Raw genomic sequence first — 26,021 nt, 5'->3', positions numbered from 1 at the left:
CATTTATGATGCCAAGATCCGTGTTCCGATTGCTGTTCCATTAAATAGTTCGGGAAGTTGTTCTGCATGACGCCAGCTTGCGATATCCACAGAACGTTGCAAGGCTGCCGCAGCGTCTAATGCTGCATTGACCTTCACAATCATTCCGTCAGTAATAATTCCCTGTTCAATTAACTTTTGCGCTTTTTGCGTCGTCATTTCATCAATTTTTTGGCCTTTACCATCCAAAATACCGCTCACATCGGACAATAAGACCAGATCTGCGTTTAATGCTTGGGCGATGGCGGTTGCGGCTTGGTCCGCATTCACGTTCATCAACTCACCTTTTGGTGTGATACCAATAGAGCTGATAATGGGTAAATAACCCGCCCCCAACAATAATTTCAATAATTTTGCATCACCAGGTTTAGCATTACCGACATGGCCTAATTCTTCGTTTAGTTGCGTCACCGTGGCACTTTGGCCATCACCGAGAGAAAGACCTACTGCCGAAAGTTGATACTTCGTTGCCCATGCCAATAATGTTTTATTCGCAGTGCCTGCTAATGCCCCCGTAATAATATCGATTTGGTCTGCTGGCGTGACTCGCAACCCTTGCTTTTTAACCACGGGTAATTGCAGTTTTTGCATCAATTCATCAACTAAACAACCACCACCATGCACAATCACCAATTCGCGTTGATGAGCTTGCCGATAGGTTTGGATAGCTGTAAATAATTTTTCAAGCGCTTCGATGCTATCAAGTAACACTCCGCCCAACTTAATCACTAAGGGTTGCATGGGGTTAATCCTTCTTAAAGTAAAGACTGAGTTTCAGCAAAACCAAAACGAATATTCATGCACTGAACGGCTTGTGCTGCTGCACCTTTAAGTAGGTTATCTTCTGTACCCACTAAAATCAGGTGTTCACCTTTCAATACATAACCAATATCACAAAACGGCGTACCGACTACCGATTTCAATGCAGGAACACCTTTTTCATATAACCGCACTAATGGTTTATTTTGATAGGCATCTTTAAACGTTTGTGTGATTTTTTCTGCCGTCACACCCGTTTTTACTTTGCAAGTAATCGTTGCCAGAATGCCTCGAGAGAAATTACCCAAATGCGGTGTAAAAATAACCTCTCTCCCTAAATGAGTCGCGATTTCTGGCTGGTGACGATGCGTAAAGAGGCCATAAGGTTGCAAACTCACCTCACAAAAGCTGTTGGTCATTGAGGCTTTACGGCCTGCACCGGAAACACCGCTAGTGGCATTAATGACTGGCCACATAGCTTCATCCAGTAAATCTGCTTCAATCAATGGCTTAAGTGCTAATTGGGAAACCGTTGGGTAACACCCTGGTACTGCAATCAATTGTGCTTGATGAATTTTATCAGCCTGCCATTCTGCTAAACCGTAAACTGCTTGCATTAGCCATTCAGTATTTGTATGTTCAAAGCCATAGTATTGCGTATAAAACGCAGGATCTTGAACACGATAAGCACCGGATAAGTCGAACACTACGCAGCCCGCTTCAAGAAACTGAGGTGCAATGTCATGGCTCACTTCATGTGCCGTGGCAAGGAAAACAACATCAATACCTTTCGCTGCTTCCGCGACATCGGTTAATGGCAGAACGGGAAGGTCGATGATGCCTTTATACTGAGGGTGTAAATCAGAAAAACGTTTATTTGCATCCGCACTTTGCTTCGATACCATCAATCCTTGAAGATTAACTTCCGGATGGCGTTGCAAATAAGCGGCTAATTCTGCTCCAGTATAGCCACTGGCCCCGATAATGAGTGTGTTCAACATATGCTTTCTACCTTGTACTCGTGACCCAAACAGTTTAATGTGTATTTTTATTCAAATAAAGTGCATGAATATTGATACTATTATGGATAAAGGCTGTCAACAGTGAATATTAAATTACCTGCATTTATTGAGATTTATCGTCAATTAATTGCCATTCCGTCGATTAGTGCGACTGATTCTCATTTGGATCAGAGCAATAAAGCTCTGGTGGAACTTCTCGGTGGATGGCTGGAGACGTTAGGTTTTTCGGTCAACATTCAACCTGTACCGGAAACGCGTGATAAATATAATTTGCTTGCATCCATTGGCGAAGGAAATGGTGGGTTGATGCTATGCGGTCATACCGATACCGTGCCCTTTGATGATGGGCGTTGGAGCAAAAACCCGTTTGAGCTGACAGAGCATGACGGCAAGTTATATGGGCTCGGAACCGCAGATATGAAAGGCTTTTTTGCTTTTATTATTGATGCGTTACGCGATATGGATTTAAAACAACTCAAACGCCCACTGCATATATTAGCCACAGCAGATGAAGAAACATCGATGGCTGGTGCGCGTTATTTTGCAGCCAGTACAACATTAAGACCAGATTTTGCAATTATTGGCGAGCCAACATCGTTACAACCGATTCGCGCGCACAAAGGGCATTTATCAAATGCTATCCGCATTACTGGGCAATCGGGGCACTCTAGTGACCCAGAACGTGGCGTCAATGCAATTGAATTGATGCATGAGTCTATTTCCCACCTAATGGACTTACGAAATACGTTAAAAGAACGATTTAACAACCCTGCATTTGTCATTCCCTACCCGACGATGAACTTTGGTCATATTCATGGTGGTGACGCAGCCAACCGAATTTGTGGTTGTTGTGAATTACATATGGATATTCGTCCGCTACCTGGGTTAACTTTGCAAGATTTAGATGAACTACTTAATGAAGCTCTTGAGCCGGTTAGTGCCCGTTGGCCAGGTCGCTTGACGGTTGAATCCATGCATCCGCCGATCCCTGGCTATGAATGCCCAACGGACCACAAAATGGTCGCAGTGATTGAGCAATTGTTAGGGCAAAAAGCAGATACCGTGAATTACTGTACTGAAGCACCGTTTATCCAAGAGCTCTGCCCAACGTTGGTTCTTGGCCCTGGTTCTATTGAGCAAGCACATCAACCTGATGAGTTTATTGATATGCGCTTTATTGAGCCTACTCGCCAATTAATTAGCCAAATGATTGAGCACTTCTGTTTCACTGAGTAAATCTGACTAGCCATAGATTCAAGCGCGACACTGAAAAGAGTCGCGTTTTTTATCATGAATTATTTTCCTGTTGCCTTTGAAAAAACCTCAGCGTCATAATTTAATTTAAGTATTGACTATTGATACCGATCTGGTAATTTCTTTTAGACGTCTAAACGTATAGACGCACAAATGGATATAATAACGTACAAAAAATAGTTAGTCTGCAAATTGCGAGGTTACAGGGTATGAGCTTTTTTCACGCAAATCAGCGCGAAGCGCTAAATCAAAATTTAGCTGAGTTAGATGGCCAAATTAATGTTTCATTTGAATTTTTCCCACCTCGCAGTGAAGAGATGGAGCAGACACTATGGAAATCCATCGATCGGCTCAAAAACCTGAAACCTAAATTTGTCTCCGTGACTTATGGTGCGAATTCCGGTGAACGTGATAGAACGCACAGCATCATCAAAGATATTAAAGATAAAACCGGTTTAATTGCCGCCCCTCACCTAACTTGTATTGATGCAAGCCCTGATGAACTGAAAGCCATTGCTCGTGACTATTGGAATAATGGTATTCGTCATATTGTTGCTCTGCGTGGTGATTTACCTGACAACAGCCGTAAACCAGATATGTATGCCGTTGATTTGGTTGAGTTGCTAAAAGGTGAGGCGGATTTTGATATTTCTGTCGCTGCCTACCCTGAAGTCCACCCAGAAGCCAAAAGTGCTCAAGCCGATTTAATTAGTTTAAAAAAGAAAATTGATGCGGGTGCTAACCGTGCAATTACTCAATTTTTCTTTGATGTTGAAAGCTATTTACGTTTTCGTGACCGCTGTGTCGCAACTGGCATTGATGTGGAAATTGTACCGGGGATCTTACCGGTCTCTAACTTTCGCCAACTTGAGCGCTTTGCTAAACTGACTAACGTACGCATTCCTGCGTGGATGAGCAAAATGTATGAAGGATTAGACGATGACCCAGAAAGCCGTAATCTTGTCGGTGCATCCATTGCCATGGACATGGTTAAAATTCTTAGCCGTGAAGGCGTAAAAGATTTCCACTTTTACACATTGAACCGTTCTGAGCTCACCTATGCTATCTGCCATACTTTAGGCGTTAGGCCTTAGCCCCTCAATGTCGTGATATATTTTTAAAAGTACATCACGACATTGCTTTATGAAAGTTTCCTAATTCCACTTAGTTAAACTCATTGAAACCGAAAAATTCCAACAATGAGTATTAAATATGAAAGTTGCGTCCAATATCTCTTCGGTGAATACTTCACCATCCACCTCGATTAAAACAGCCGCATTCCCTACTGGATCATTTGAACAACGGGATGTCGTGATTATTAATCCCTATATGAATGGAGGTGGGGATAAAGCACTGGGTAATAAAGTCGCAAACATTGCATTAAATGATGGCTGCAGAGTATCCATCATTTCAATGAATGCTGACGATATTGCAAAAATGGACTGTCGTAATTTGTCGTTAAATGACCCCACTTTTAATTCAATTGACCAATTGAGAAATCCATTACTTATTATTACTCCAATTAGCACGCTGGAACCTCAACAAATTGAGTTTTGTATCACGTGGCTATGTCAACACCTTGATTTTAACAAACAAAAAGTAATGATCCTTGATGAAATGGATGTCCGTCCTCAAGACAGTAAACTGCTAGAATGTATAAAGCACCTACGTCATAATGGGTTTAAAAATATCCGCGCTTATAACTTAGGGTTAAATAATGGGATAGGTTATTTAGTAACAGAACAGAAACAGATAGATAATATTAAACACCGTTTCAAATATGAGTTATCCAACTTAATGGATAGTTATAATTTATCGTTAGCAAAAGATACCCACCACTATTTAGCCTATCTCAGTGCTGAACCTGTGTACCGACAAGCCAAACTCCCCATGCATAGTGCACAATTGTTCATTGCTAATAAACTTGTAGAAACACAGCATGATAATAAAGATACAAATTTTATTATTGTGATACGCCAGCTAGCCAATTGTTATCGTGATGATTTCAATATAGAAGAATTTGATAGGCATACAAAATACTACTTTGACGGTAAAGAAACTGTTTCCTCAGCCCTACAAGAAATACTGATAAAAAAAGAAGCAGGGAAATTTGATTCGCCAATGTTATTTTCAAAAGCACAATTATATCTTGCAGATACAGAGCAAGGAAAATTAGAAAAACTTTTTGAGCTTAAAGGTACTGGAAACCGACAAATTAATATTGTTGTAACTGAATCCCTCCCCAAAAATATTTTTGAGGATTTCATGTGCTTGGCTGATTCCGGCATGATGAGCGGTGATCAGTCACTTAGTGAGTATTTATCCTTAAAAAGCGCCGTACCTTACTACGACATGCAACCATGGAAAGAGGGAGTTGCTGATGGCTTAATCAAGTATGCAGAACAACATGGAACCAAAGATACTATGGTTTCTAAAATCAGTGGTTACAAACTTAATGGCGGCACTAGGGCTTCCTATTTAAATGCAACCCAGTATATTCCACCGACTCCAGAACAATTAGCTCAAGAAGAGGCAACTAATAAGAAAATTGCTAGCTTAAAAGCCAATGGTAAAATTCGTGAGTTCATCACGCCAAAAAAAGAATGGAAAAGATGGGATCAGTAGAAAGCAAGTCACTAATCGAGCAGAAGGCGGGATCACTCCGCCATCCTTTCACACCAATGTATGTACGGCTTCGTATATGGCGGTTCCTATCTATATTGAAATAAATCCAATACATGAATCTGTTTCGTTCATTGTGCCTACAAGCCGCTCAGAAAGCATATGTGATTTGCCGCTCGTGATATGCTATTGGTTAGCTAGCACTACTTTAGTTAGCTTAAAAATAAAGATCATCAATTATCCGGAACTGGCTATTTATATTTATTGTTTACAAAAAAGCTTCTGTTTTTTACAAAAATACATTGACGTGATATCGAAACTGATTAGTTTTCCGACCCACATATCCATAATAAAACCAGTGTTATTATCTTCTATATTCAAGTTTATCTTACCGCAATAAATATATTTAACGGTTAATGGTATAAATTAATTTTTAATATAATGAAAATTATCGCTTAAATATCAACCACAGAATTTAACATTACTGAAATATTAAATCCCCACAAATAATCATGTATTTCTCCTTCAATTATCGCCCCATGTAAAATCAAATAAAAATAGCTAAAAAGCTAAATTCATAGAAATAAAAACCATAAAAATGTAATAATTCAGTTAAATTATGCAGTTTTTAGTATCATCTTATAAACACAAATCACCCTTTGATAAAATTATCTATCAAAAAAACAATCACAAACCATCATTCACTCCACTATCACTTTCTAATTATGACATTTTTCATTAAATTATCTTTTTTATTTGAACGCTTTTGAATTTTTCAAAAGTCAGCGTATATTTAATATTGAGCTCAAAATTAATACTATTTAATTACCACATGGTTATTGAGGAATTAAGACATGAGTAATAATGCATTAAATTCAAAACACAATGGAATGGATGATGTCTACGCATCATTAGAATTATCCAAATCATTACCAAAAACCAAATTTCCATTGAAGGAACAAGCACCACGTAATGTATTTAGTGCAGTACGCGATGAATTAATGTTAGATGGGAATTCACGCCAAAACTTAGCGACATTCTGCCAGACATGGGTAGATGATGAAATTCGTGATTTGATGGATTTGTCTATCGACAAAAACATGATAGACAAAGATGAATATCCACAAACGGCTGAAATTGAAAACCGCTGTGTACATATGTTAGCAGATTTATGGAATTCACCAGATGCAGAAAATACCCTTGGTTGTTCAACCATCGGGTCCTCAGAGGCTGCAATGCTTGGTGGGCTCGCGCTAAAATGGCAGTGGCGTAAAAAACAAGCTGCTAAAGGGAAACCGACTGATAAACCCAACTTAATTTGTGGCCCAGTTCAAATCTGTTGGCACAAATTTGCCCGTTATTTCGATGTTGAACTGAGAGAAATTCCACTTGAAGGCGACCGCCTTATCATGACACCGGAAGAGGTACTCAAACGCGTCGATGAAAATACCATTGGTGTCGTACCAACGCTTGGGGTGACATTTACCTGCCAATATGAGCCCGTTAAAGCCGTACATGATGCGCTCGATAAACTGCAAAAAGAGACTGGGCTGGATATCCCTATCCATGTGGATGGGGCGAGTGGCGGGTTCTTAGCCCCATTCTGTGCGCCAGACTTAGAATGGGATTTCCGCTTACCACGCGTAAAATCCATTAATGCGTCAGGTCATAAGTTCGGCTTAGCCCCATTAGGCGCTGGCTGGGTAATTTGGCGTGAAGCCAAAGATCTCCCAGAAGAATTGATTTTTAATGTGAATTATTTAGGTGGCAACATGCCAACATTCGCACTCAATTTCTCTCGTCCTGGTGGCCAAATCATTGCTCAATATTATAATTTCTTGAGACTAGGTCGCGAAGGCTATGCAAAAATCCACAACGCTTGCTACGCAACCGCACAATATCTCAGCCGTGAAATTGAAAAATTAGGGCCATTTGAAATGATTTTTGATGGTGATAGCCAAACGGGTATCCCGGCATTAGCCTGGAAACTAAAAGAAGGCACAACCACCAGCAAATATTCCCTCTATGACATCGCAGACAAACTGCGTAGTCGCGGCTGGCAAGTTCCCGCCTATTCCATGCCAGCAAACCGTGAAGACCTTGTTATTCAACGTATTCTAGTACGTCATGGGGTCAGTTTAGATTTAGCGGCATTACTGATTGATGACTTCAAACGTACCTTAGAATATTTCGACAAGCACCCCGTCAATCTACCGCTAACAGAAGAAGAAGGCGGCGGTTTTAATCACAGTTAATTCTTTTATTCATGATTGTGTTGTTAACGAGCCAAAGAGCCTTAAGTTCTTTGGCTCCTACTGAGATCCGCCCAGCAAAGGCTGATTGTTTATCGATTTGAGGAGAACTCGTATGGCAACAACGACAGCTCCAGCCGCAAAACAGCTCACATTACTCGGCTTTTTTGCCATTACCGCATCGATGGTGATGGCCGTTTATGAATATCCAACATTTGCGACATCTGGCTTTAGCCTCGTATTTTTCCTGCTATTGGGAGGATTATTGTGGTTTATTCCTGTCGCCTTGTGTGCCGCAGAAATGGCAACCGTGGAAGGTTGGGAGGAAGGTGGTGTATTTGCATGGGTTTCTAACACATTAGGCGAACGCTGGGGATTTGCCGCCATTTCATTTGGTTATTTACAAATAGCAATTGGCTTTATTCCTATGCTGTATTTCGTCTTAGGGGCACTGTCTTATATTTTAAATTGGCCAGAACTTAATACAGACCCAATCACTAAAACGATAGGGGCGCTTGTTATTCTCTGGGTATTGGCTTTCACTCAATTTGGTGGAACCAAATACACGGCAACCATTGCAAAAATCGGTTTCTTCGCAGGTATTTTGCTCCCAGCTCTAATTTTAGTCTTTTTAGCGATCAGCTATTTAGTTAGCGGCTCACCATTAGCAATTGAAATTAGTACTGAAACTTTTATTCCTGATTTCACCAAAATTGGTACACTAGTGGTATTTGTTGCCTTTATTTTGAGTTATATGGGTGTTGAGGCATCCGCAACCCACGTCAATGAGATGAAAAACCCCGGCCGAGATTACCCCGCAGCGATGTTTTTACTCATGATAGCGGCAATTTGTTTAAGCTCAATTGGTGGGTTATCGGTGGCAGCCGTGATCCCAAACAGTGAAATTAATTTATCTGCTGGTGTAGTACAGACATTCAATGTGCTTGTCACACACTTTAATTCCTCCCTTGAATGGGCCGTAAGAATTATTGCTGCATTATTATTACTTGGTGTGCTGGCTGAGATTGCTTCTTGGATTGTGGGGCCATCCCGCGGTATGTATGTCGCGGCACAGAAAGGCATTCTGCCGCAAAGCTTTGCCAAGGTGAATAAAAATGGCGTGCCGGTAACACTGGTAATTTCCCAATTACTGATCACGACAGTGGCAATTATTGTCCTCACCAATACTGGGGGCGGTGGCAATATGTCATTCCTTATTGCGCTCGCCTTAACCGTAGTTATCTATTTATGTAGCTATTTCATGCTATTTCTCGGTTACATGCATTTAGTGTGCAAACAACCAGAGAAAAAACGTGCATTTAATATTCCCGGAGGAAAAGGCGTTAAAGTTCTCGTCGCATTAGTTGGCTTCATTATTTCTATCTTAGCCTTTATTGTTTCATTTTTCCCACCGAGCTCTTTACCTGAGGGGGCGAGTGATAATACCTATGTGACATTACTTACGGTTAGCTTTGTGATTATTTTCTTACTTCCCTTTGTGATTTATGCTTTCCATAACAAACAAGGTAAGAAAACGAATGTCGCGATGGTGCATATCAAAACGCACAATGCGCCAGCTAACCATTTCTTTATTCACCCTCGAGCTCGCTCTACATATCACTTGATTCATCATGATAAACCAGATGATGGCTCATCCAATTCGTAATACCCTGTAAAAATAATGAGGGCTACCATTTGGTAGCCCTCATATTATTCAAGTATTTTAAAAATCAACAAACTAACCCGTATTACGCATACCTGCAGCAACCCCTGCAATCGTTACCATCAAGGCTTGCTCGACACGTGGGTCTGGGTGCTCTTGTTGGCGAGAACGATGTAAAAGCTCTGCTTGTAAGACGTTTAATGGGTCGGTATAGACATTACGTAACGCGATAGATTCTGCTATCCAAGGTAAATCCGCCATTAGCGCTTCGTCTTTCGAAACCGCCAATACGCTTTTAATATCCTCAGACAACTGGTCACGTAGTTTTTGCCCTAATGGCCATAAGCGCTCTTCCACTAAGCGGTGGTCATAATATTCTGCCAGCCATAAGTCTGCTTTTGCATAAACCATTTCTAACATCGCAATACGTGTATTAAAGAATGGCCACTGCTGCCACATTTCATCAAGAACAGCTTGTTTGCCTTCTTTCTCAATGACATGTTTCAGTGCTGCACCAGCGCCTAGCCATGCGGGAAGCATTAAACGGTTCTGCGTCCATGCAAAGATCCATGGAATAGCACGCAAAGTTTCCACGCCACCCGTTGGTCTACGTTTTGCAGGACGTGACCCAAGCGGTAATTTACCTAACTCTAGTTCAGGCGTCGCAGCGCGGAAATAAGGGACAAAATCCGGTTGTTCACGCACATAATCACGGTACATCGCGCAAGACACATCAGATAGTGAATCCATCACGGACTTCCACTCATCTTTTGGCTCTGGTGGTGGTAAAAGATTCGCTTCTAATATTGCACTCGCGTATAAGGCAAGGCTGCTAATCGTGACTTGTGGCAAGCCGAATTTAAAACGGATCATTTCGCCTTGTTCTGTTACCCGCAGCCCACCTTTTAAACTACCTGGTGGTTGAGAAAGTAATGCTGAATGTGCAGGTGCACCGCCGCGGCCAATTGTACCGCCACGCCCATGGAATAATGTCAGTGTGACACCTTCTTTCTCACACAACTTAATGAGTGCATCTTGTGCACGATATTGCGCCCATGACGCCGCCATTACCCCTGCATCTTTAGCCGAATCGGAGTAACCAATCATCACCATTTGGCGGTCATCAATAAGGTCGCGATACCACTCAATGCTTAAAAGCTTGGTCATCACGCTTTCAGCGTTGTTCAAATCTTCCAGTGTTTCAAATAGTGGCGCTACTGGCAAACGGACTGATGCTCCATTCTCTTTCAGCAACAATTTTACCGCCAACACGTCTGACGGAACTTTCGCCATTGAAATAACATAAGCTGCGATAGAATCATTTTTGGCTTTCGCAATCACACGGCAAGTTTCAAATACTTCCTGTGTTTCTGCGCTCGGTTGCCAGTCTTGAGGGATCAGTGGGCGTAACGATTGTAGCTCTGCCAGCAAGAATTGTTGTTTTTCCTCTTCTGACCACTGTGAGTAATCACCCAACCCTAAATACTGAGTTAGCTCTGCAATGGCTTCAGTGTGACGAGTGCTTTCTTGGCGGACATCAATACGTACCAGTTGCAAACCAAAGCTACGAATACGGCGCAGAGTATCCAACAACTGACCATTCGCAATGATTTTCATATTGCAGGCAATTAATGATTGATAACATGCATATAACGGGTCCCATAACTGGGCGTTGTCTACCAATAAGTCTGCTGGTGGTAAAACTTGCTCGCCTTTAACACGGCGCTCTAAATACTCTAATGTCGAGAATAATTGGCTACGTAAATTTTTCGCAATTTGGCGATAAGGCTCATCAACGTCATCTCCCCCTGCTAGCGCACGCAGCTCTGGGGTTGCTTCTGTCATTGAAAGCTCTGAAACCAACACTTGAATATCTTTGAGGAATAAGTCCGCCGCTTTCCAGCGGCTCAGTAATAGCACCTGACGAGTCACATCCGCAGTCACGTTCGGGTTGCCATCACGGTCGCCTCCCATCCATGAGGTAAAGCGGATTGGATTCGCTTCAACGGGTAATACCGCGCCGATTGAGTCTTCCAACTGTTCATTAAATTCACGTAAGAAAGCGGGCACCCCTTCCCACAATGAATTTTCAACAACGGCAAATCCCCATTTTGCTTCATCAATGGGCGTTGGGCGAATTTTACGAATTTCATCGGTATGCCATGATTGTGCCACTAATTGGCGTAAGCGGCGCATGATATTATTACGTTCATAATCTGCAATATCATCATGGTCGAGTTGTGATAAGCAGTTGTTTACCTCAACCAGTTTATGGATCAACGTACGGCGGGCAATTTCCGTTGGGTGAGCTGTTAAAACCAGCTCAATTGAAAGCTGTTCAACCGCTTTTTGAATATCGCCATCCGTGAAGTTTTTGCCTTTTAATCGGCTAAACAGATTTTTCAATGCCACTGGATTACTTGCCGCTTCACCGTGAGGCGAAATGCTGTGATATTGCTCAGCAACGTTTGTCAGGTTTAAGAATTGGTTAAATGCCCTTGCAACGGGTAGCAATTCATCATTAGAAAGATTTTGTAATGTCATCAGCAGTTTTTGGCGCTGAACTTCATTACCTGCACGGGAAGATTTGGAAAGCTTACGAATGGACTCAACTTTGTCGAGTATGTCCTCACCTAAGGCTTCCTTGATGGTATCGCCGAGTAGCTTACCCAGCATACTGACATTACTGCGCATTGCGGAATATTGCTGATTCATGAGACTCCTGACCTTGTGCTTCTGGCAGAATGCATTCCCGCACGGTTCACGGTTAACAGACTGCACCCAGTTTCCTGTAACAAAATTTCAGTCGGCTGCGTTAGAGTTGTCGTTTTGTGATGCAGGCCGCTAAATTTACCCTTCAGTGTATATTCATATCAGAAAAAAATGACTTTGGGGGATTTTTCTGAAATTTAATTACAGCTTTATTTTTATTAATTTTTCTTATTTAAGTATTGTTTCAGCGCAATATATCGTCGATTCAGCACTTTTAAGACATGAATAATGTTTAAGAATTAAATCATCAGAATAAAAAACAGAAAATGAAGGGGTAAATTAAAAATATTCATAATGCATCGGTGCCCTCAATACCACCAAGAACACCAATACACCTGAAAAATGATTATAAAAGTTGAGAGAGCCGGTTGAGATCCGACTGAATAGCGCCAGCGGTCACATCGCGGCCTGCTCCTGGCCCACGGATCACCAATGGGTTGTCTCGATACCAACGGCTCTCGATAGCAAACACATTGTCACCCGGTAATAATGAGGCCAGCGGATGTTCCGGTTTCACGGCTTCCACACCGACTTTCGCTTTGCCTTTTACTGCATCAAACCGTGCCACATAGCGTAGCACTAACCCTAGTTCTTGCGCCGCTTCTAAACGTTGCTGCATCTGCTCATTAATAATGGCGCTATTTTCAAAGAACTCATCGAGTGAACCCGTCTGAGCCTGTTTCGGTACTAAAGATTCCACTCTCACATCATCGGGTTCGATGTCATAACCTGCTTCACGGGCTAAAATAATTAATTTTCGCATGACATCTTGCCCTGATAAATCAATGCGTGGATCTGGTTCAGTTAACCCTTGCTGCCAAGCTTGCTCTACTAGCTCGCTAAATGGGATAGAACCGTCAAACTGTAAAAATAGCCATGATAGCGTTCCAGAAAAAATACCACTGATAGCCAGGATCGAATCACCACTTTCTTTTAAGTCCCGTACCGTATAGTTAATCGGTAACCCTGCACCTACTGTTGCGTTATATAGCCAGTGACGACCTGTTTTCGAAAACGCATCGCGTATTTGACGATATTGTGCCGTTTGCGCCGCACCTGCAATTTTATTTGCACTGATCACATGAAAACCATAACTCGCAAAATCCACATAGTTATCTGCCAGTGTCTCACTTGCGGTGACATCTAATACCACTAAATCATCATAAGGATGGGAACGCATCCATAAAAATAGGCTATCGTCCTCATGCTCTACAGCTTCGTCATCAAAGAAAGCCAGCGCACGGCTGGGGTCAATCCCTTGGTAATTCAGCAAACTACGGCGGCTGTCTACTACACCTGCTAAGACAAAATCAAAGTCGCTACGTGCCGAAATCTTGTATTGCTCCGCAGCAAAAAGTTCTAACCAACGCGCACCAATATTCCCTTTACCAAATAACACTAAACCAATGCGTTTTTCTGCACGGAATAAGCTCTGGTGCATCCCTTGAATTAAGTGCTCTGTTTGGTTAGAACGCAAAACAGCGACTAAGCTGATGGCATCCTCTGAATGCCAAATAAATTCAACAGGCTGCCCTTTTAATTCCTCATAAAAACGGTGGCTATGTAATGGCTTTTTACACACACCTGCACCGACTAGTGCAACCAAAGAAAAACCTTCACGTAATGATAATGACCCCGGCAACCCGGCTTCTTCAAGGGTATTTAAGGCACTTTCGACAATTTCAGAGGTATAACATAATTGCAGCAAAGAGCGGTCATGATGAATACCACGCGCCAAAGGACGCAATTGAGCACGCTTAAGTAATAAATCCACATCTTTGCAGATTTGTTTAAAATCACGGCCAGCAGCGATGCGCAATTCAATTAAGCACACATCATCATGGCTAGTCACGATTTTTGCCCCTGCTCCTGACGCAAGTACCCGTTCAATTTTTGTTGAGCCCTGCTCCGGTTGATAGCTACACCTTAATTGCAAATCAATATTGCTCACGGAAACGGGTTGTAAAGTGCGTGTATGTAAAACAGGAGCCGCTAAGCGCGCCAATTCACTGGCTTCATCTAGGCGCAATAAGGGTAATAAACAGGCATCTTTCACTTTACGAGGGTCAGCGCTATATACTCCAGCGACATCACTCCAAATCGTTACTTTTCCCACATCTGCCAGTGCACCGACTTGTGTTGCGGAATAGTCACTCCCATTACGCCCAAGCAGTACCGTCTCACCTTGCTGATTACGCGAAATAAAACCTGTCACAACAATACGTCGGTTCGGTAACTGAGTTAACTGTTGTTGCAATAAATAACGCGATTGTGTTTCATCGACCTGCGGTTGTGCCGCACGCTCAGCGCGTAAAAATAAACGCGCATCTAACCAAGCACTCGTCATGCCGGCCTGTGCAAGCACCTCAGCCATAAGGCGCGCAGACCAAATTTCACCGTGCCCTACCACTTCTGCATAAGTCGCATCATTAGTCGGTTTATCCAACAACGCACTTAAACGCTCTAAATCGTGAATAAATAATTGGCTTAATTCTACGGCTTTTTGTTCCGGTAAAAGAGATTCAATTAAATCAAGTTGATAGCGGCGTAACGACTGTTGAGCTTGATGAGCCGAAATACGATCACTTTGGCTTAATTTTAACCAATTGATCAACTGATTAGTTGTACTACCCGCGGCAGAAACCACCATTAAATCACCAGGTTGACTATAGTTCGCCATAATTGCTGCAACGCGTTGATAGCACTTCGCATCGGCTAAACTACTGCCCCCAAACTTATGTAACTGACGGTGACAAGGAGCCACCTCAACCGCTGTTAGTACACTCATCAAAAACTCCGCTAACGTTGTCCCGCAACCTGAAATGCGTGATCTAAGTCTGTGATTAAATCCTGAGGATCTTCAATCCCCACTGAAATTCTTAGCAAGCTATCTGTAATCCCCGCTTGCGCACGAGCTTCTGCTGACATACCTGCATGCGTCATTGTCGCAGTATGGGAAATCAATGTTTCCACCCCACCCAATGACTCCGCCAATGTAAACAGGCTAAGTGAGCGAAGAAAATGGCGAAGTTGTGACTCATCACCTGCAAATTCAAAACTCAACATGGCGCCAAAACCTTTTTGTTGTTTCAGCGCTATTTCGTGCCCAGGATGATCTTCCAATGCAGGATAATACAATTTTTTCACTAAAGGCTGCGATTTAAGATATTTTACGATCTCTTGTGCGTTTTGCTGTTGCTGTAACACACGAGGGGATAGAGTTCGGATGCCTCTTAATAATAAGTAGCTATCAAAAGCGCCCCCAGTGACACCAATATTATTCGCCCACCACGCTAATTCTATTGCCCATTTTTCCTCTTTGGCAATCACTACACCAGCCACAATATCTGAATGACCATTAAGGTATTTTGTACATGAATGCACAACAAAGTCAGCCCCTAATGACAGTGGTTGCTGGAGGATAGGGCTTAAAAATGTATTGTCGACAACCACTAACGCGCCAACATCATGCGCTAATTGAGCAATATGCTGTATATCAAAAATTCTTAATAATGGGTTACTGGGTGTTTCAATTAAGACTAATTTAGGTTGTTTAGCGAGCGCAGCTCGTAATGCAGATTCATCACTTTGATCGACAAATTGCACTTGGTAAGCCCCACGCTGACTTTGGCTATTAAATAACCGATAACTTCCACCATAACAATCATGAGGTGCAACTAATAGATCACCGGGCTGTAAAAAAACAGTACAGAGTAAATGAAGCGCTGACATCCCACTGTTGGTCATTACTGCGCCGCTCCCCCCCTCAAGCTGTGCCAATGTTTTTTGCACAATATCGCGACCTGGATTTCCACGGCGTGAGTAGTCATGTGCGCGAGGCTCATTAAAATCAGTGAAGTTATAGGTGCTAGACAAATAAATGGGAGGCACAACACAACCAAATTGTTGGTCATCATTTAATCCATTATGAATTGCGATGGTTGACGGCTTGTAAGTCATAAACGCTTCTCCTGAACAGTGATAGGCCAAATCATACCCATCGGATGTTTAGACGTCAACATATCTAGACGTCTAAACCTCTTTACGTTTATATCAAGTAATGGAATAATCAGCCTTAATAATTATGTGTAAATTGATAGTCAATCGCATAAGTGGATTTAACTTGTTAATTTTAAACATTATTTTGTATTAAAATAAGTGAATTCTCATCGAACATATATGCAGATATTCTCGATTTAGAGCTTAGAATAAGTTCCTATTAAAAAGAATATGTATATTATTTTTAATTATTACTGAAAATATCCAAGGTAACCCATGGCTGAATGGAATGGTGAGTATGTCAGTCCGTATGCTGAACATGGCAAAAAGAGTGAGCAAGTAAAGAAAATTACAGTATCTATTCCTTTGAAGGTACTAAAAATTTTAACTGATGAGCGTACTCGCCGTCAGATCAACAACTTACGTCATGCCACTAACAGTGAATTACTGTGTGAAGCATTTTTGCATGCATTCACAGGCCAACCACTGCCAAATGATGAAGACTTGCGTAAAGAACGTAATGACGAGATCCCTGAAGCCGCAAAAGAAATCATGCGCGAATTAGGTATCGACCCTGAAACGTGGGAATATTAATCCTAATTAGTCGCCATTACGTGCCTCAAAGTTTTAACTACGTCGCAAACCTTGCGACGTAGTGCCTTTCCTTATGTTTTATTCAAGATAGCTATAACTATAATGGCGATACGCTCAAGTCTAAAGTCAAAGTACGCAGTAATGACATCATGCTCGGTGTCGTTTATCACTTCTAATTTCTTCATTTAGACATAAAAACGCTTATTTTGGGCATTAAAAAAGGGAAACTCAGTTTCCCTTTTTTCGCATTTCACAAGTTCGATTATTTTTTAGAACCTGGGATGCTGAAACGTTGGTTGAAGCGATCAACACGACCACCAGTCGCAACATCACGCTGTTTACCAGTATAGAACGGGTGGCAGTTACCACAAACGTCCAGGTTCAGCGAGTGACCAGCAGTTGAATTAATTTTCATTACATTACCGCAAGAACAAGTTGCAGTAACTTCTTCGTATTTAGGGTGAATACCTTTTTTCATGGGAGAACCTCTATTAAGGCCGTGTCGCCATTCCAGCCCTAACGCCGGACACCACACGTCGTGTTGATTGAATTTAATATATTGGTAAAAATAAATACCAAAGGCGGCGGATCATACAGAAATTCTGTTTATCACGCAATGAAAACTGAGTAAATTTTGTGGTACTCTAGTCAACAATCGCGCGCATTATCGCATAAAAAATAGACGGAAACCCAGATATGATCGTCGTTCAGGTGGCTTTACCTGTCCCATTAAACCGCACATTTGATTATCGCCTTCCTGATAACATGCCACTGCCAGTGATTGGCAGCCGTGTTATGGTGCCGTTTGGCAAGCGTCAAGCCCTAGGTATTGTGGTAAAACACAGCGATAAAAGCGAGTTTGCTGAAGATAAATTAAAAGCTATCGAACTGGTTCTCGACCATCAAACGCTCTTCCCTGATGATATTTGGCAACTATTATTGTGGTCTTCCCAATACTATCACTACCCAATTGGCGAAGTACTATTCCACGCATTACCCACTCTATTGCGCCAAGGTAAACCTGCAGAATTTACCCCTATTTGGCAATGGCAAGTGACAGATGAAGGCTTAGCCGTTGACCTTAATGAGCTAAAACGCTCCCCAAAACAACAGCAGGCCCTCGCACTTTTACGTCGTAGACCCGTTTATCGCCATCAAGTGAATGAGCTTGAAATCAGTGAAAGTGCTCTACAAGCACTGAAAAAGAAAGCTTATATTGAGTTACATCCCGTTCAACCGACGAGCGAAAAATGGCAACCAAACTTTACAGTTTGCGGTGAACGGTTGCGGCTTAATAGTGAGCAAGCCACCGCTGTCGGTGCTATACGCGCTGAAGATAACCAATTTTCGCCATGGCTGCTCGCAGGGATAACGGGGTCCGGTAAAACAGAAGTGTATCTGAGCGTATTGGAAAATGTTCTTGCTCAAGGTAAACAAGCTTTAGTTTTGGTGCCTGAAATTGGCTTGACCCCACAAACTATCAGCCGCTTTCGTGAGCGCTTCAATGCACCTGTTGATGTTTTACACTCAGGGCTGAACGATAGCGAACGTTTAGCAGTTTGGCTACGCACCAAGCAAGGTCAAAATGCCATTATTATTGGTACACGTTCGGCACTGTTCACGCCTTTCGCCCACCTTGGCATTATTATTATTGATGAAGAGCATGACAGCTCATACAAACAACAGGATGGTTGGCGTTATCATGCACGTGATTTAGCCGTTTTTCGCGCTAAAAAGAACAATATTCCTATTGTGATGGGCACTGCGACGCCATCGTTAGAAACCTTACTAAATGTACAGCAACATAAATATCGGCAATTAAATCTCACTATTCGTGCCGGTAATGCACGCCCTGCGGCTCAACATCTTATTGACTTAAAAGGCCAGCCACTAAAATTTGGCCTTTCTCACTTATTAATTCAACATATTAAAGAACACCTTGCACAAAATAATCAGGTGATTTTATTTTTAAATCGCCGTGGTTATTCCCCAGCATTAATTTGCCATGAATGCGGATGGATTGCTGAGTGCCAGCGCTGTGACCACTATTACACCTTGCATCAAAATTTCCATCAATTACGCTGCCACCATTGTGACAGCCAGCGCCCAGTTCCTCATCAATGCCCACAATGTGGTTCAACGCATTTAGTGCCTGTTGGAATGGGAACTGAGCAACTTGAGGAAGGTATTTGTGAACTGTTCCCTGACACTCCCGTTACGCGTATTGACCGTGATACCACGAGCCGTAAAGGCGAACTGGAACAACATTTAAATCAAGTACATGAAGGAGGAGCTCGCATTCTTATTGGCACACAGATGTTAGCCAAGGGCCACCATTTCCCTGATGTCACCTTAGTCGCCTTATTAGATGTTGACGGAGCTTTGTTCTCGAGTGATTTTCGTGCAGCCGAACGGTTTGCTCAATTATACGTACAAGTTTCTGGCCGAGCAGGGCGAGCCGGTAAACAAGGTGAAGTGTTCTTACAGACCCACCATCCCGAACACCCACTGTTGCTCACACTGCTTGAAGAGGGTTACAACGCATTTACCCAAGAAGCGATGGAAGAGCGCCGAATCGCCATGCTACCGCCTTACACCAACCATATACTGATCCGCTCAGAAGATCACAATAACCAAGATTCGCGTCAATTTCTGCAAAATGTGCGGCAATATATAACTCAACACCCACAAAGTGATGCAAAAATGTGGATTTTAGGCCCCTCGCCGTCGATTCAAGCTAAACGTGGCGGCCGATTCCGCTGGCAATTGCTATTGCAACACCCTTCGCGACTTTATTTACAACAGTTTATGGCGAAACTGTTACCAGAAATTCTTCAACAACCAGAAAGCCGCAAAGTAAAATGGAATATTGATGTGGACCCAACTGATTGTTAACCCATGAACAATGTTAAAGGATTCATTTTATCTAGCCATTTAACTTTATAGGCTATAACCAATATTGTCTTTGCAGCATATTGATAACTTTGAATTATTTACCCTATAATGCTAAACAACTAAATTGAGCGCTTTTTACACACATTGAGTTTCATTTATCTTTTTACCCTTAGAATTATTTTCAAAATTTGCGAAGCAGCTCTAAAAAATGACGCAAGTCACACTTTTTATGCAAACTAGGTAACAGATATTATTGAGAAACCAATTAGAATAGCTACTAATAATGACGTACTTGCGCCATTCAAAAAAAGCAAACGATTAAATCAATCTAAGGAAGGCGTTGTGGAAAGTAAAAAACACAATAACACGGCAACGATGAAAGATGTTGCTAGTGCCGCGGGCGTTTCGACAGCGACGGTGTCAAGAACACTCATGAACCCGGAAAAAGTTTCTTTGCAAACACGCCAAAAAGTCGAACAAGCGGTGATGGATGTTGGTTATTATCCTCATAACCTTGCTAGAAGCTATAAGCGCAATGAATCAAAAACCATTCTTGTGCTTGTTCCCAATATCCGCGATCCGTTCTTTAGTGATGTCGTCTGCGGGATTGAAGAAATCGCTGCTCAAGAAGGCTATTTTGTTTTGATTGGAGACTGTAAACACCAAGAAAAACAAGAAAATGCTTTTATTAATCTCATTATTACTAAACAAATTGATGGTATGGTTTTACTGGGTTCCAATATTCCGTTCGATATCTCAACGGAAGAGCAGAAAAACCTTCCTCCGATAGTGATGGCAAATGAATTTGCGCCTGAGCTAAAACTGCCTACTGTGCATATCGATAACCTCACGGCTGCATTTAATGCGACACATTACCTGCAAAAACAAGGCCATAAACTGATTGCTTGTATTGCAGGCCCTGATCATATGCCTTTAAGTCAATACCGTTTAGAAGGTTATAAAAAAGCCATGTTGCGCACAGGCGAAAAATTGCGTGAAAATTATATTATTCGTGGCGATTTTACCCATGAAGGTGGCGCTGAAGCCGTGAAAACATTAATGTCACTTCCCGAACCACCTACTGCTATCTTTTGTCACAGTGATATCATGGCGATTGGTGCGATGTGGCAAGCGAAAAAAATGGGCTTGAAGCTCCCTGATGACCTTTCTTTTGTTGGTTTCGATAACTTAGAGCAATCAAAATACACCTTGCCAGCCCTAACAACTATTAATCAACCTCGTGCTGAAATTGGTCATCATGCGATGCAATTACTGCTTGAGCAAATCCATGGACACAATGTAAACCCGGGTTCACGTCTCCTAGATTCTGATTTAATCATCAGAGAGAGCACAAAAGCGCCTAAAAGCTAGTCAAAGTTGCTCGGGTTAAGTAACATGTTAAGCCAAATGATGACGAACAATTGATAACTAGTGAATTAATAGCGTGGCACAAAAAGATTATGTAGCTCGGGGGCGCTCATCCGCCCGTAAAAAAAGCAAAGGTAAATCAAAGAAAGCACAAGGACTACCAATGACAACATTGGTTGTTGCTGTGGCAATTGTCGTGCTATTTGTTGGCGGCCTGTTTTATATCACTCAAAATAAAAAGGACACACCGCCCCCCCAAGTTGTCACACCAACAACACCGGGAAGTACGCTTCCACCAAAGCCTGAAGAACGTTGGCGCTATATTAAAGAGCTCGAACGTCGTGGTGTGGATATGCCAAATATTCAACAACCGAGTACTGGCAATAATATTGTGCGCCCATCAGATTTAACACCTGAACAGCGCCAGCTATTAGAACAAATTGATTCTGACAGACGCCAGCCTGTCACTAACTTGCAAGAAATCCCTGCAAACGGTAAACCAGTACCGCGCTCCCAAGTGCTCATCAATGAGCCAACTCAACCTGTCGAGCCAGTACAACGTAAACCAGCGGTCAATATCCCTCCAAAACTTGAGGCTCAACCAACCGCGCCCGCAGCTCAGCCACAAACGGCACCAAGCACTAAACCGACAAACAGCTTGCAAAATATGGTTGTTCAATGTGGTTCATTCCGTACAGCAGAACAAGCCGAGTCTGTGCAAGCTACTTTGGCATTCTCAGGTATTGAAAGCCGTGTAAGCGCAGGTGGAGGTTGGCACCGTATCGTTTTAGGGCCTTATTCCAAGTCAACTGCCGAAAAAATGCGTGACCGAGCAGCAAGTGCAGGTGTTTCCGGTTGTATTCTTCGTGCTTCTGGGGGTTGAAAAATTCCTCCTTCCCCCCCATGTACTGTTTTAATGTACTCATGAGCGGTACTTTGTGGCTTCAACCTAGTTCAAGTGATAGTTAATTAGACAACTATCACTTGAATTTATTCTTTTGAAAATCACATACAACCGCATTTTTTTGTAATAAACCAGGGGCTAACTCATGACAACAATCGTAAGTGTTCGCCGTAATGGCCAGGTCGTAATTGGTGGTGATGGACAGGCGACGATGGGTAATACCGTCATGAAAGGCAATGTCCGCAAAGTTCGCCGTTTATACAACGACAAAGTCATTGCCGGATTTGCCGGTGGCACCGCAGACGCATTCACATTATTTGAACTGTTTGAGCGCAAACTCGAACTTCATCAAGGCCATTTAACGAAAGCAGCCGTTGAACTTGCTAAAGATTGGCGCACTGACCGCATGCTTCGCAAGTTAGAAGCCTTGTTAGCTGTCGCCGATGAACACACTTCACTGATCATTACGGGTAATGGTGATGTGGTTCAACCGGAAAATGACTTAATTGCTATTGGCTCCGGTGGCCCATATGCGCAATCAGCCGCACGTGCTTTGTTAGAAAATACAGACTTAAGCGCCAAAGAGATCGCTGAAAAAGCACTCGCTATTGCAGGTGATATCTGTATTTACACCAACCATAATGTCAACTTTGAAGAAATTTCTTCAAAATCATAAGGATTGCTAGTATGTCCGAAATGACTCCACGCGAAATTGTCAGCGAACTCGACAATCATATTATTGGCCAGAATAAAGCCAAACGTTCTGTTGCGATTGCTCTGCGTAACCGCTGGCGCCGTATGCAGTTAAATGAAGTGTTACGTCACGAAGTCACCCCAAAAAATATTTTGATGATTGGGCCAACAGGGGTGGGTAAAACTGAAATTGCTCGCCGCCTTGCGAAATTAGCCAATGCGCCATTTATTAAAGTCGAAGCGACTAAATTTACTGAAGTCGGCTATGTCGGTAAAGAAGTTGACTCGATTATTCGCGATTTAACTGACTCCGCCGTTAAAATGGTGCGTTTACAGTCTATTGAAAAGAATCGCTATCGTGCCGAAGAAATGGCTGAAGAGCGTATTTTGGACGTTCTTATTCCACCAGCAAAAAATAACTGGGGGCAGTCTGAACCAACGGATGAGCATTCCCCTGCTCGCCAAGCATTCCGTAAAAAATTACGTGAAGGCCAATTAGACGATAAAGAAATTGAAATTGAAGTCGCTGCATCCCCTATGGGTGTTGAAATTATGGCGCCTCCTGGCATGGAAGAGATGACGAACCAGTTACAATCCATGTTCCAAAACTTAGCAGGCCAAAAGCAGAAGCCACGTAAGATGAAAATCAAAGAGGCATTCAAACTGCTAGTTGAAGAAGAAGCGGCTAAATTAGTCAACCCTGAAGAGCTAAAAGAACAAGCGATTGAAGCAGTTGAACAAAATGGTATTGTCTTCATCGATGAGTTCGACAAAATTTGTAAACGTGGTGGCCAAAGCTCAGGGCCAGATGTCTCTCGAGAAGGGGTTCAACGCGATTTACTGCCATTAATCGAAGGCTGCACCATTTCGACTAAGCACGGCATGGTCAAAACTGACCACATTCTGTTTATCGCTTCAGGTGCGTTCCAAGTTTCGAGCCCATCAGACTTGATCCCTGAACTCCAAGGTCGCTTGCCAATTCGTGTTGAATTACAAGCGCTGACAACTGAAGATTTTGTGCGTATTTTGACGGAACCAAATGCCTCATTAACTGAACAGTATAAAGCGCTGATGGCAACAGAAGGCGTGAATATTGAATTCACGACTGACGGTATTCGTAAAATTGCGGAGTCCGCATGGCAAGTCAATGAGTCAACCGAAAACATTGGTGCTCGTCGCTTGCACACCGTGCTTGAGCGTTTAATGGAAGATATTTCTTTCGATGCCAGTGACCGTAACGGGCAAACTATCCAAATCGATGCAGACTATGTCAGACAGCACTTAGATGAGCTGGTGGCGGATGAAGACCTGAGTAGATTTATTTTATAATCTTATTAATTATCTGGTTTTCATGTATCCTTAATATACATCGACTAAAGTGCAGCTTTTATCGCTGCACTTTTTTCTATTAAATATTCTGCCCATTACATTGAAAATACTCAGGTATCTCTCTATATGATGGGCTATTAAATTATTAAGAACACATCTCTAAAGAGTTTGAATTATAGGTAACTGCATGCAGTCGACATCCACAACAATAAGTCGTAAACAAGCTTGGATTGAAAGTCTCCGCCCTAAAACCCTACCTTTAGGGGTGATTGCGATTGTGACAGGCTCTGCACTCGCTTATTTAACTAATAATTTTAAATGGCCCGTCGCTTTATTAGCACTCATCACGGCGGGTTTATTACAGATTTTATCTAACCTTGCGAATGACTATGGTGACGCAGTCAAAGGCTCTGATACAGCAGAACGTATTGGTCCATTACGTGGTATGCAAAAAGGTGTTATCACGCAAGCGGACATGAAAAAGGCGCTCAAGCTAAATATTACAGCGGCCTGCCTTTCTGGCTTACTATTAATTATTGTCGCATGTGAAAAGCCAGAGGACGCCATTGGTTTCGTCGTATTAGGCCTTATTGCTATCGTTGCTGCAATTACCTATACCGTTGGCAAAAAACCCTATGGGTACCTAGGGTTAGGGGATATTTCTGTCTTAATTTTCTTTGGCTGGCTAAGTGTTATTGGGACTTATTATTTACAAGCTAATAGTTTTAATATCATCACTGTCCTGCCCGCAACTGCCTGTGGGTTGCTCTCTGTCGCAGTACTGAATATCAATAATATGCGTGATATCGAAAATGATATTAAAGCAGGTAAAAACACCTTAGCGGTACGTTTAGGTCCCCAAGGAGCTCGAATTTATCACACCATTATTATTGTTGCGGCAATTTTATGTTTGGCATTTTTTAACCTAATTTACTTGCACGGGTGGAGTGGTTGGTTATTTTTATTAGCCGTACCGATGCTAATGAACCATTTACGCCGCGTTCTGAGTGACCCTACCCCAGAAGGCATGCGTCCTTTACTCGAAAATATGGTGAAAGCTGCACTCGTGACCAACGTTTTATTCTCCATTGGCGTTGTAATGAGCAAATAACAGTCACTATTTGTCGTTTTTTTGACTTTTTCCGCCTATTTTTAGGCGGCTAACTTTGCCAAGTACTGTTGAAAAGGGATATACTGGCTACCTCTTGCAGCAAAAAAGACCTAACTCCTATGAAATATGATACTTCCGAACTCTGCGATATTTACCAAGAAAGCGTTAATGTGGTAGAACCCCTTTTCTCCAACTTTGGTGGACGTACTTCATTTGGCGGTCAAATCATTACAGTTAAGTGCTTTGAAGATAATGGCCTACTGTATGATTTGCTGGAAGAAGACGGCACTGGGCGCATTCTACTGGTTGACGGTGGCGGCTCTGTCCGTAAGGCACTCATTGATGCTGAAATTGCAAGACTCGCCGTTGATAACCACTGGGAAGGCATTGTGGTTTATGGTGCCGTCCGTCAGGTGGATGCACTAATGGAGCTTGACCTCGGTATTCAAGCTATTGCGGCGATGCCTGCAGGTTGCCCAGATGAAGGCATCGGTGAAAGTGATATCCGCGTTAATTTCGGCGGCGTCACTTTCTTCTCAGGTGATTACCTTTATGCCGATAATACTGGCATTATTCTTTCTGAAGAGCCATTAATCCCGTCTGAGAACGACGATTTTATCGAAGATGACAATATCGACGCATAATCCGTTAAAAATTCTATAAATAAGGGCTGCAATAATTTGCAGCCCTTATTTTTATACTCTACTACGCGAGGTATGACGAAAGTTTCTCTAAACCCTACAGC

General features: G+C 42.4%; 19 protein-coding genes. 13 read left to right on the top strand and 6 right to left on the bottom strand.

Translation table 11 applies throughout. The features are described 5' to 3' along the window. Window positions 1-3: 3 nt before the first annotated feature. A complete protein-coding gene (gene argB / locus PR767_RS20180) occupies window positions 4-780 on the bottom strand; it encodes an acetylglutamate kinase (protein WP_004907091.1) in 777 nt (258 codons plus the stop codon). A gap of 14 nt (window positions 781-794) precedes the next feature. Then, on the bottom strand, window positions 795-1,799 hold the full coding sequence (argC, locus tag PR767_RS20175) for an N-acetyl-gamma-glutamyl-phosphate reductase (RefSeq protein ID WP_004907086.1): 1,005 nt from the start codon (window positions 1,797-1,799) through the stop codon (window positions 795-797). A gap of 102 nt (window positions 1,800-1,901) precedes the next feature. Here argC and argE point away from each other — a divergent pair, with 102 nt between their 5' ends. The 5 genes from argE to gadC all read left to right on the top strand — a co-directional run bounded on the left by argE (window position 1,902) and on the right by gadC (window position 9,614). Continuing rightward, window positions 1,902-3,056 carry an acetylornithine deacetylase gene (gene argE / locus PR767_RS20170; protein ID WP_004907083.1) on the top strand — a complete coding sequence of 385 codons (1,155 nt, stop codon included), beginning with the start codon at window positions 1,902-1,904 and terminating at the stop codon, window positions 3,054-3,056. Between the two features lie 227 nt (window positions 3,057-3,283). Next, complete coding sequence (metF, locus tag PR767_RS20165) at window positions 3,284-4,168, top strand: methylenetetrahydrofolate reductase (protein ID WP_004907080.1); 885 nt, start codon at window positions 3,284-3,286, stop codon at window positions 4,166-4,168. Window positions 4,169-4,286: 118 nt separating this feature from the next. After that, window positions 4,287-5,699 carry a hypothetical protein gene (locus PR767_RS20160; RefSeq protein WP_272520864.1) on the top strand — a complete coding sequence of 471 codons (1,413 nt, stop codon included), beginning with the start codon at window positions 4,287-4,289 and terminating at the stop codon, window positions 5,697-5,699. Between the two features lie 851 nt (window positions 5,700-6,550). Further along, window positions 6,551-7,951: a glutamate decarboxylase gene (locus tag PR767_RS20155; RefSeq protein WP_272520863.1), complete on the top strand. Its 1,401-nt coding sequence runs from the start codon at window positions 6,551-6,553 to the stop codon at window positions 7,949-7,951. A 112-nt stretch (window positions 7,952-8,063) separates the two neighbouring features. After that, the gene (gadC, locus tag PR767_RS20150; protein ID WP_004907073.1) at window positions 8,064-9,614 is read left to right on the top strand and encodes a glutamate:gamma-aminobutyrate antiporter; all 1,551 of its coding nucleotides are present in this window, start codon (window positions 8,064-8,066) and stop codon (window positions 9,612-9,614) included. Window positions 9,615-9,686: 72 nt separating this feature from the next. On the opposite strand, the gene ppc is transcribed toward gadC, so the two are convergent. The 3 genes from ppc to metB all read right to left on the bottom strand — a co-directional run bounded on the left by ppc (window position 9,687) and on the right by metB (window position 16,343). Then, window positions 9,687-12,326, bottom strand: coding sequence for a phosphoenolpyruvate carboxylase (gene ppc / locus PR767_RS20145; protein WP_109912971.1), 2,640 nt, complete (start codon window positions 12,324-12,326; stop codon window positions 9,687-9,689). Between the two features lie 403 nt (window positions 12,327-12,729). Further along, window positions 12,730-15,171: a bifunctional aspartate kinase/homoserine dehydrogenase II gene (locus PR767_RS20140; protein ID WP_004907068.1), complete on the bottom strand. Its 2,442-nt coding sequence runs from the start codon at window positions 15,169-15,171 to the stop codon at window positions 12,730-12,732. Between the two features lie 11 nt (window positions 15,172-15,182). Next, window positions 15,183-16,343, bottom strand: coding sequence for a cystathionine gamma-synthase (gene metB, locus PR767_RS20135; RefSeq protein ID WP_272520862.1), 1,161 nt, complete (start codon window positions 16,341-16,343; stop codon window positions 15,183-15,185). Window positions 16,344-16,658: 315 nt separating this feature from the next. Between metB and metJ the strand changes: the two genes are divergently transcribed. Beyond that, window positions 16,659-16,976, top strand: a complete 318-nt coding sequence (gene metJ / locus PR767_RS20130; RefSeq protein ID WP_004265315.1) for a met regulon transcriptional regulator MetJ — start codon at window positions 16,659-16,661, stop codon at window positions 16,974-16,976. A 262-nt stretch (window positions 16,977-17,238) separates the two neighbouring features. On the opposite strand, the gene rpmE is transcribed toward metJ, so the two are convergent. Further along, window positions 17,239-17,454: a 50S ribosomal protein L31 gene (gene rpmE, locus PR767_RS20125; RefSeq protein WP_004265313.1), complete on the bottom strand. Its 216-nt coding sequence runs from the start codon at window positions 17,452-17,454 to the stop codon at window positions 17,239-17,241. A gap of 218 nt (window positions 17,455-17,672) precedes the next feature. Between rpmE and priA the strand changes: the two genes are divergently transcribed. The 7 genes from priA (at window position 17,673) to rraA (ending at window position 25,920) form a co-directional block, all read left to right on the top strand. Further along, a complete protein-coding gene (gene priA, locus PR767_RS20120; RefSeq protein WP_198642132.1) occupies window positions 17,673-19,871 on the top strand; it encodes a primosomal protein N' in 2,199 nt (732 codons plus the stop codon). A gap of 342 nt (window positions 19,872-20,213) precedes the next feature. Beyond that, entirely contained in the window at window positions 20,214-21,242 is a 1,029-nt protein-coding gene (gene cytR / locus PR767_RS20115) for a DNA-binding transcriptional regulator CytR (RefSeq protein WP_004907050.1), read from the top strand. Between the two features lie 73 nt (window positions 21,243-21,315). Then, complete coding sequence (gene ftsN, locus PR767_RS20110) at window positions 21,316-22,122, top strand: cell division protein FtsN (protein WP_109912967.1); 807 nt, start codon at window positions 21,316-21,318, stop codon at window positions 22,120-22,122. 166 nt (window positions 22,123-22,288) lie between these two features. Continuing rightward, window positions 22,289-22,819, top strand: coding sequence for an ATP-dependent protease subunit HslV (hslV, locus tag PR767_RS20105; protein WP_004265304.1), 531 nt, complete (start codon window positions 22,289-22,291; stop codon window positions 22,817-22,819). 11 nt (window positions 22,820-22,830) lie between these two features. After that, window positions 22,831-24,165 (top strand): HslU--HslV peptidase ATPase subunit, encoded by a 1,335-nt coding sequence (hslU, locus tag PR767_RS20100; protein ID WP_004265302.1) that lies wholly within the window; start codon window positions 22,831-22,833, stop codon window positions 24,163-24,165. Between the two features lie 187 nt (window positions 24,166-24,352). Continuing rightward, complete coding sequence (locus PR767_RS20095; protein ID WP_198642131.1) at window positions 24,353-25,276, top strand: 1,4-dihydroxy-2-naphthoate polyprenyltransferase; 924 nt, start codon at window positions 24,353-24,355, stop codon at window positions 25,274-25,276. A 119-nt stretch (window positions 25,277-25,395) separates the two neighbouring features. Further along, on the top strand, window positions 25,396-25,920 hold the full coding sequence (gene rraA, locus PR767_RS20090) for a ribonuclease E activity regulator RraA (RefSeq protein ID WP_004907040.1): 525 nt from the start codon (window positions 25,396-25,398) through the stop codon (window positions 25,918-25,920). Window positions 25,921-26,021: the final 101 nt, after the last annotated feature.

The sequence above is a fragment of the Providencia sp. PROV223 genome, assembly GCF_028479245.1.
Taxonomy (GTDB): domain Bacteria; phylum Pseudomonadota; class Gammaproteobacteria; order Enterobacterales; family Enterobacteriaceae; genus Providencia; species Providencia rettgeri.
The sequence above is the reverse complement of the archived record's forward strand: the minus strand, read 5'-3'. Positions and strand labels throughout refer to the sequence as shown.